The sequence below is a fragment of the Atribacter sp. genome (assembly GCF_035418125.1).
In the GTDB taxonomy this organism is placed as follows: Bacteria; Atribacterota; Atribacteria; order Atribacterales; family Atribacteraceae; genus Atribacter; species Atribacter allofermentans.
In genome coordinates this window covers 1-8,381 of the sequence record NZ_DAOLQM010000057.1, presented here as the reverse complement: position 1 = coordinate 8,381, position 8,381 = coordinate 1, and the positions used below count along the sequence as shown (strand labels likewise).

Annotated in this window: 8 protein-coding genes; all 8 read left to right on the top strand. The window is 37.7% G+C overall.

Going from position 1 to position 8,381, the window contains the following annotated elements; genetic code table 11:
• The first annotated feature begins 21 nt into the window (after positions 1-21).
• A complete protein-coding gene (locus tag PLK24_RS04740; protein WP_324476800.1) occupies positions 22-1,050 on the top strand; it encodes a zinc-dependent alcohol dehydrogenase in 1,029 nt (342 codons plus the stop codon).
• A 145-nt stretch (positions 1,051-1,195) separates the two neighbouring features.
• Positions 1,196-2,359 (top strand): M24 family metallopeptidase, encoded by a 1,164-nt coding sequence (locus tag PLK24_RS04735; protein ID WP_324476798.1) that lies wholly within the window; start codon positions 1,196-1,198, stop codon positions 2,357-2,359.
• A gap of 384 nt (positions 2,360-2,743) precedes the next feature.
• Positions 2,744-4,075: an extracellular solute-binding protein gene (locus tag PLK24_RS04730; RefSeq protein ID WP_324476796.1), complete on the top strand. Its 1,332-nt coding sequence runs from the start codon at positions 2,744-2,746 to the stop codon at positions 4,073-4,075.
• Between the two features lie 83 nt (positions 4,076-4,158).
• Positions 4,159-5,031, top strand: coding sequence for a carbohydrate ABC transporter permease (locus PLK24_RS04725; protein WP_324476794.1), 873 nt, complete (start codon positions 4,159-4,161; stop codon positions 5,029-5,031).
• Positions 5,028-5,852, top strand: coding sequence for a carbohydrate ABC transporter permease (locus tag PLK24_RS04720; RefSeq protein ID WP_324476792.1), 825 nt, complete (start codon positions 5,028-5,030; stop codon positions 5,850-5,852). Before PLK24_RS04725 ends, PLK24_RS04720 begins: the two co-directional genes overlap by 4 nt.
• Positions 5,836-7,011, top strand: a complete 1,176-nt coding sequence (locus tag PLK24_RS04715; protein WP_324476790.1) for a uroporphyrinogen decarboxylase family protein — start codon at positions 5,836-5,838, stop codon at positions 7,009-7,011. The genes PLK24_RS04720 and PLK24_RS04715 overlap by 17 nt, the downstream gene beginning before the upstream one ends.
• Complete coding sequence (locus tag PLK24_RS04710; protein WP_324476789.1) at positions 7,008-7,742, top strand: creatininase family protein; 735 nt, start codon at positions 7,008-7,010, stop codon at positions 7,740-7,742. Before PLK24_RS04715 ends, PLK24_RS04710 begins: the two co-directional genes overlap by 4 nt.
• Positions 7,743-8,152: 410 nt before the next feature.
• Positions 8,153-8,381, top strand: a 229-nt coding sequence (locus tag PLK24_RS04705; protein ID WP_324476787.1) for a Glu/Leu/Phe/Val dehydrogenase dimerization domain-containing protein, incomplete at its 3' end; no start/stop codon positions are given.

Here is an 8,381-nt window from a genome sequence, read left to right as displayed (position 1 = left end):
TATAAATAATTGGAGGTAACTGTGAAAGTTCTTTTTGGAAAATCACCTTTTCAGCTCCAATGGCGAGATGCACCTGTTCCCAAGCCTCAATCAGGACAGGTATTAGTACGGATTGAAGCAGGGGGTATTTGTGGAACCGATCTCCATTTTCTTCGAAATAATGAAGATTGGACACCTTTAGGTCATGAGGTAGTAGGAATCATTGAGCAGATCGGTGAGGGTGTTGATGACAGTCTGATTGGGAAAAGTGTAATTATAGAAAACCATGCAGCTTGTGGGGTTTGTAAACAATGTAAAAATGGACGTTCATTGTATTGCGAAAACTTAACTACTTACATGACCAACCAAGCTGGTTTTTCTGATTACCTTGTCATTAGACAGGATATGGTGCATGTTTATGATAAGAAACGAATTGATTTTATTCACGCTTGCTTAGCCGAACCGCTTACCGTGGCATTAGATGTGACCTTACGAGCTGAACTAGAGCTCAATGATGAGGTTGTTGTCTTTGGACCAGGTCCCATCGGGTTGATGGTGGTACGATTAGCTAAGTTACAAGGAGCTCGTCGGGTCTTCCTGGTTGGTTCCAAACGTTCTACTCCGAGGGGGGCTTATCGTTTGGAATTAGGGAAACAAATGGGTGCCGATTTGATTCTGTGTTATGAAGAAAATGATGTGGTAGGTGAGATCCTAAATGCTATACCCAAGGGCGCCGATCGAGTCATTGTTACGGCACCTCCCAAAACCATTACCGATGCTATTCAAGTATCTCGGTTTGGTGGTATCGTTGCCTTTAATGGGATTGAGTATGGAGAAGGAAGCCAGATAACTTTTGACGCCAATGAGTTTCATTTTAAAAAGTTGCAGCTCAGAGCTTCTCATGCCATCCCAAACCACTATTTTCCCATTGCTATTGACCTCTTGAATCGTCATGATCTTCCATTAGAAGCTTTATTATCTCACGTTTTTCCATTTAATGAGGCAGAAAAGGCTTTTCAAATAGCATCAAGTCAACAAGAAAAGGTTTTAAAAGTTGTTTTGAAATCTTAGTTGGTCTTTTTATATAATAATTATTAGAATCTTTATTGGGTATATATATATTCTGATTCTTTTAAAGGGTTTTAAACCAAATATCATTTCGGTAAAAACTGAATAATTTTCAGTATAAATTAATAATTCGAGGAGGAAAAGTACCATGATAAGAGAAATACCAGAAGCCGAATTTCATCAAAGGATTGAACGAATTCAGAAAATGTTAGTTGAAAAAGATTATGATGCTTATTTAGTTCATTCCAATGAAGCGGACCATGCGAGTGTTCGATACCTTAGTGATCATTGGCCAATTTTTGAAACAGCGGGAGTAATCATTCCAAAAGAGGGAGATCCAATCTTATTGATTGGACCAGAAGCTGAACCTTTTGCCATTCAAAGAAGTAAAATCAAAAAAATTCGTAAACTACTTGCTTATCGAGAATCGGCTGAGCCTGATTATCCGGATATCCAAGTATCAAATTTTAAAGAAGTATTTGATGAAATATCAGGAGGAAAAGGAATTAAGCGTTTAGCATTAGGAGATTATGCTATTCTTCCTATGCCAGTTTATGAAGGAATAAAAGAGGCGTTAGGGTCAAAGGGAGAGATTATCCGTGCTGAATGGATCATTTCCGATATGCGAGCGGTTAAGTCGGAGAATGAAATTGCCATGATGAAAGAGGCTCACCGAATTAGCGAATTAGCCCTTGAGGATCTTTTAAAAGAAATGAAAGTTGGAATGACCGAGAAAGAAGCGATGGGCATTCTTTATCATGCCATGTATAAGCATGGTGCCGAGTGTGAAGCCTTTCCTAACTATATATTTGGAGGCAGACAAACTCAAAATGCTATAGCTCGGGCAACTTATAAAAAACTTGAACCAGGTCAGATGATTCAACTTTGTGTTGGAGCTCGATTTGGTGGATATGCCTCCTCAGTTGGACGTCCAGTTATTTTTGGAAAAATGCCGCAAGAAATGAAAAAACAAGTGCAGTTTGGATTGGATGCTCATTTAATTACCTATGAGTGGATTAAAGAAGGAGTCATTGCTAAAGATATTGCCGAGAAATACTACCAATATTTTGAGAAACATGGTTATTCCCAATATTATCTATATGGACCGTGTCATGGTGCCGGTATCATAGAAGTCGAAAAACCCTGGTTGGAAAAAACCTCAAATTATCCTTTGAAAGAGAATATGACTTTCATGGCGGATACCTTCTTCACCACTCCTGATTATGGCTTTCGTTGGGAAGATGGTTTTCGAGTAACCAAAGATGGCTGTGAGGTGTTTTCTTCTGCCCGGAGCGAGATAATTGAGTTATAACTTCATGAGATGGAAGGGTATGACAAGGCTGTCATATTACAATTTAGCACCAGATGGTAATGAAAATCCAAGACTCGACATCCCTTGGCATGCCGCTACATTAATCGAACACGATAAAGACCGAGGGGGGAGGGGAAAAATTAATAAAAGGATTAAATAGTTCCTTCTCCCTTGATGGGAGAAGGTGAGGATGAGGGTGAAAGTCCAGAATGAGATCCTGGTTGGTTGCTCAATATGAGTTACCTATAAAAAATCATTCCTATATTTTCAGGATAGAAATGGAGGTGGTATAAGAGGAATAAAATAGGAATCAGGAATGAAAGAATCCTGATGAGTAATTCAATTTAAGTATTTTATTAAAACCCTTAAAGGGAGGGGCATAGAATGAAAAGATCAACAAAAAAGTGTATCATTTTTGGTTTGGTTTTAAGTTTAATATTCATATTTGCACTGGTAGCTCAGGGTGCAGATAAGCCAGTTTTACGAACCTTGGTTTTCCAGGGATGGGCAAGAACTCCATCCTTGCAAAAGCAAGTTTTAGAGTATGAAAAACTAACCGGAGTAAAAGTAGAAATCGAGGAGGTACCTTTTTCTCAATTTCATGAAAAAATGATTCTCGATTTTGCCAGCAAAGCCGGAACCTATGATTTTATAGGAACCCTGACAGATTGGTTTTCTGAGTTAGTCCGCGGTGGTTATATAATTCCCATTGATGACTACACCAAAAACGATCCTCCCGAAGATTGGCCTAACACATATCCTCAAGCACTTCTCAACCTGCAAACTAAAGATGGCAAACTCTATGGGTTTCCTACTCATGATGGGCCTATTATGCTTTATTATCGGAAGGATTTGTTTGAAGATCCCAAGGAAAAAGAAGCGTTTAAAGAGAAATATGGTTATGAGTTACAATCCCCAAAAACCTGGGCTCAGTTTCTGGATATGGCAATATTTTTTAACCGACCCGATCAAAATTTGAACGGAACCGTGATTGCCGCAAAGCAGGGAGGTCAGCAATTGGCCTATGATTTTTATCTGATGCTTTGGTCTTTTGGTGGAGATATTTTTGATGAAAATTGGAAACCAATCTTTAATTCTCAGGCAGGAATTGACGGTTTACAGTACTATGCTGACCTCAGAAACAAATGGGGAGTAACGCCCAAGGCATCGACTACTTATGACGAAACTGAAAGTGGTCCGATTTATCTTGAAGGAAGAGCAGCTTTGATGTGGCATTGGAGCCACATTGCTTCTTGGGCGGAAATGGAGGATCGATCAAAAATTATTGGAAAAAATGGCTATACAGTATTCCCAGTAGCCGATCCCAACATACCACATACAACTTTAGACATTCACTGGTTTTTTGCTATATCAAGCGCTAGTAAAAACCAAGATGAAACTTATGAGCTCGTAAAATGGCTTTGTAACAAAGAAAACGATAAGGAAGCTGCTTTTATGGGTACCGTTGCTTGCCGATTATCCACTTTCCACGATCCAGATGTATTAGAAAAATTTCCCTTCTATAGCGGTATAGAAGCAGCTTTAGCTGGTGAAGCGAAAACAACCCCCCAAATTGCTGAATATGCTCAGGTTGATGACTTGATCGGCATTGCTTGCTCAAAAGTAATTGCCGGAGAAAAAACTGCTAAGGAAGCATTAGACGAAGCGGCTAAACAGGTAGAAGACTTAATGGCAAAAGCTGGATATTATAAATAAATATGTTTATTTAAGATTTGATTTGAATATGGGGTTGGATGCTACCGGAAATTTTGTTCCGGTAGCATCCACGGAGGGATATTATGTCATCCATTAAAAATAGAAGGTTTAATATACCTCAATTAATGGTTCTTCCTACTATCATTTTTATTCTTGCTGTGAGTGTTTATCCATTAATTTATTCTTTCTATATGACACTTCATGATTGGAGCCTGACCCGGGCTGAACCACCAACTTTTGTAGGTATAGGGAACTATATATCATTATTTCAAGATAGCCGTTTTTGGTACTCTTTTCGAACCACAGTTATTTTTACTGGATGGGCTGTAGTGATGGAAATGGTAATCGGAATGACTTTAGCCCTTTCTATTACTCGCAATACCCGTTTTCAACAAATATGCCGGTCAATTTTACTGATTCCAATGATGATAACTCCAGTTGTTTTATCTCTTATGTGGAAATATATGTATAACCCAGAATACGGGATTTTTAATTATTTTCTTTATTTTTTGAAAATTGAAGGACCCATTTGGCTTGGAGAGCCGTCTCCGGCGCTTCCGGCAGTCATTATGGTTGACATCTGGCAATGGACGCCTTTTGTTTTTCTTCTTTTGTTTTCTGGAATTGCCAGTCTCCCTCCGGACGTTTTTGAAGCAGCCCAGGTAGATGGAGCCACTGGTTTCCAAACTTTCCGTAATATTACTCTTCCTCTGGTCACCCCCTTTTTATTGGTCGCACTTTTAATTCGCTTTATGGATTCATTTCGGATTTTCGACACTATTTATGTCTTGACCAAAGGAGGTCCTGCAAATGCCACTGAAACCTTGAGTATTTATACTTATAAGGTAGGATTCAATTACTTCAATATGGGGTATGCGGCAACTCTCTCTTATATTATTTTAGTAATCATAACCATTGCGAGCCAGCAGTTTGTAAAATTGGAGGGAAAATCATGAAAGGTTCCAAACTTAAAGCTCGGGACCGATGGATCGATGTTTTAGTATTTTTAGTGGTTATCTTGGTTTTATTTCCTATTGTATGGACCTTTTTAACTTCAATTAAAGGACGCTTTGATATTTCAGCTATGCCACCTAAATTGTTGTTTACACCCACCATTGAAAATTATCGGAAAGTCTTCATTGAGGACGGTTTTTATCGATATTTTAAAGACTCTATAATAATTGCTTTAATTGCAACTGTCATTGCAATTTTTTTAGGAACCATGACTGCTTACGGATTGGTTCGATATCGAGTAGGAGGTAAGTTTCTTCCTTTCTGGATTTTATCGACTCGTATGCTTCCACCAATTGCTATCATTTTACCGATTTATATCCTTATGCAAAGGATAAAGCTGATTGATACTTATGCTTCAATTATTATTATGCATGTTTTATTGAACCTCCCTTTTGCAGTGTGGCTTATGAGTGGTTTTTTCCGGGAAGTACCTTCTGAGATCGATGAAGCAGCAATGCTCGACGGATGCTCGGTTTTTGGGGCATTCATTCGTGTTCTTTTTCCGGTAGTGATTCCTGGGGTATTGGCAACCACGGTTTTTTGTTTAATCACGTCCTGGAACGAATTCTTATTTGCTTTAATTCTTTCTGGAAGGAATGTCAAAACCCTTCCAGTTGCTGCCGCATTTTATGTGACCGACCGGGACATCCTCTGGGGACCAATGGCAGCGGTAGCAGTTATTGCTTCTATCCCAATTATTATTTTCACTTTTTTAATTCAAAAGCATTTGGTAAGGGGGCTCTCCTATGGGGCAATCAAATAAAGAGAATTTTATCCAAATATTTCGAGGAGAGCCGGCGGATCGAATTTTGTGGATAGCTGATCTAACCTACTGGCGGGACAGCCAGATAATCAAGGGAATTTTACCCGATGAATATCGAGGAATTGATGGTTTTTTAAAACTACATAAAGATTTAGGAGTAGTTCCTTATTATATTTATGCTTTAGATGAACAGGAACCGGATGGAATGTCAGTACATCAGATTGGTGCACCAGGGAGACCTTTTAATGGAGTCTTTCAATATTCTTTTGAAGGAGTTGACATCGAAACTATCGTTAATGGAACTATTCTTGAAACAAAGTTTCATTATCAAGAAAAAACATTTATTCAGAAAAAGGCTTATCTTCCTCAGTCCTTCTGTTATGCATTCATTCAATACCCCATTCAAAAGGCAGAAGACCTGAAATGCCTTCGGAAAATTTATGAGCAGTGTATTTTCAGATCTAATTATTCAGATTATCTCGAAATTGGAGAAAAATGGGGAGATGAAGGAATACCGATTGCTCCCCTGCCAAGAAGTCCACTCTCAGCATTGATTGTAGACTGGATGGGTATCGAAGCTTTTACTTATGCTCAAGTGGATGAACCAATAGAAATTCAAAAAACCATTGATTGTATTGATGAATCGAATGATCAAGCCTTTCAAATTATAATAAAATCTCCCGCAGAAATTTTTCATTTTTGTGATAATCTGAGTGGAACAAGTTATTCTTCTTTTTTCCCACGTTATGCAGCCAACTATTATGCTCGACGCTTTATTCAACTTCATCAAGCAGGGAAAAAAGCAGCAGTTCATATCGATGGAACCCTTAAAGGGATCATTAATCAAATTGCAGCAACCGGGGCTGATGCTTTAGAAGCTCTCACTCCGGATCCGGTAGGAGATGTTACAGTTGAGGATTTAAGAAAAGAGAGTCAAAGTGAAAATATTATTTTATGGGGAGGTCTTCCAGCTGTTATGTTTACTCCTTTTTTTGCAAGGGAAGATTTAATAAAACAAGTCAATAGAATTCAAAAACAATGGAAGGAAAATCCAAGGTTTATTGCTGGATCGGCAGATCAAATTCCACCCGATGCTGATTTGGATTACCTTCGTTTGGCATCAGAATTATTTAATCGTGGGAGGAGAATTGACTCATGAAGTTACATCTGATGACTGGTCATGACTTTACTCATGCTATTCAAAAACGTTGGCCTCTTTTTATCCCAGCAGGGACAATTGAATACCATGGTGAACATTTACCGCTGGGTGTGGATACCTTAGCAGTGATCAAAGCTCTTGATGAGGTTGAAAAAAAGATTAATTGTGTTGTAGCCCCACCAGTTTGGTTTGGACCTTCCAGTTTTGCAGTAGCTGGTCCAGAAATGGGAACTATTAATGTAGATACGAATCAGTTTGAAAAACAAGCAAATGATATCCTCCATGGTTTTTTAGAGAATGGCTTTCGCCAAATTTTTGTAGTCATCCACCATCAATATGAAATGGGGCAAATGATGCCCGAGGCTTTAGCTTTTAAAAAGGCATCAGTTTCACTTATTTTTCGACTATTAGAAAAGGAACATGGAAAAGGATGGTGGGGATCAGAGAAAATGTCAAATTACTATAATAATCTGCAAACGAATGAAAATCCTTTTAATTGGATTCAGGTTATTCCTTTAATGAGTCCTGAAATTCAAAAAAAGATGGGTTATGACCACGCTGGGAAGTTGGAAACATCGCTCATGATGGCTTCCTATCCTGAAACAGTTAAGATGCAATACTATAATCCAGATTTTCCCTGGTATACAAAAGATGCTATTAATGCTACCAAAGAATGGGGAGAAGAAACTTTTAGGTTAATTGTAGAATATTTAATAAGGTTAGTATCTTAGTGAAGAATTAAAAGCATGAGGCTTCCCTTCGATCCATTTTTTACTGAAAACATTGAACCGAAAACCGCGGATTGAAAAAGAAAATAAATTTTTCTCTCTTGGGAGAATGGTCATACAATTCTGGAAGAGCTATTTTTTTTATACGTCCTTACTTCTATAATTTGAGTCTTGATCCCTACCCCTGTTCACTTTGTTTATTCCACTTATAGCAAAAAATATTTCCATTAATATTTGTTAATTATTCAAAATAAATATATTAATAGGATTGACTTATGATTATAATAAATCTATTATTTTATTAAAGTAGTTTAATAATTGATTATTAATGTTGAGATAATAATAAAAATATATGTAAATATTTCCTCCTACAATTAAGAATTGATGTAAATCATTTTTGGAGGGGTTATAAAATGCCAAAAGAATTTTATGATTCTTTTGAAAACATGCTTTTTAATCTTGATAATGCAGCAAAAAAACTAGGTTTAGAATATGATGACTATGTTTCACTTCGTTATCCAGAAAGGGAGTTAACCGTTTCTATACCAGTAGTAATGGATAATGGTCATATTGAAGTATTTACCGGATATCGAGTTCAATATTCAAGTAGCCGGGGACCATGTAAGGGCGGACTAAGGTATT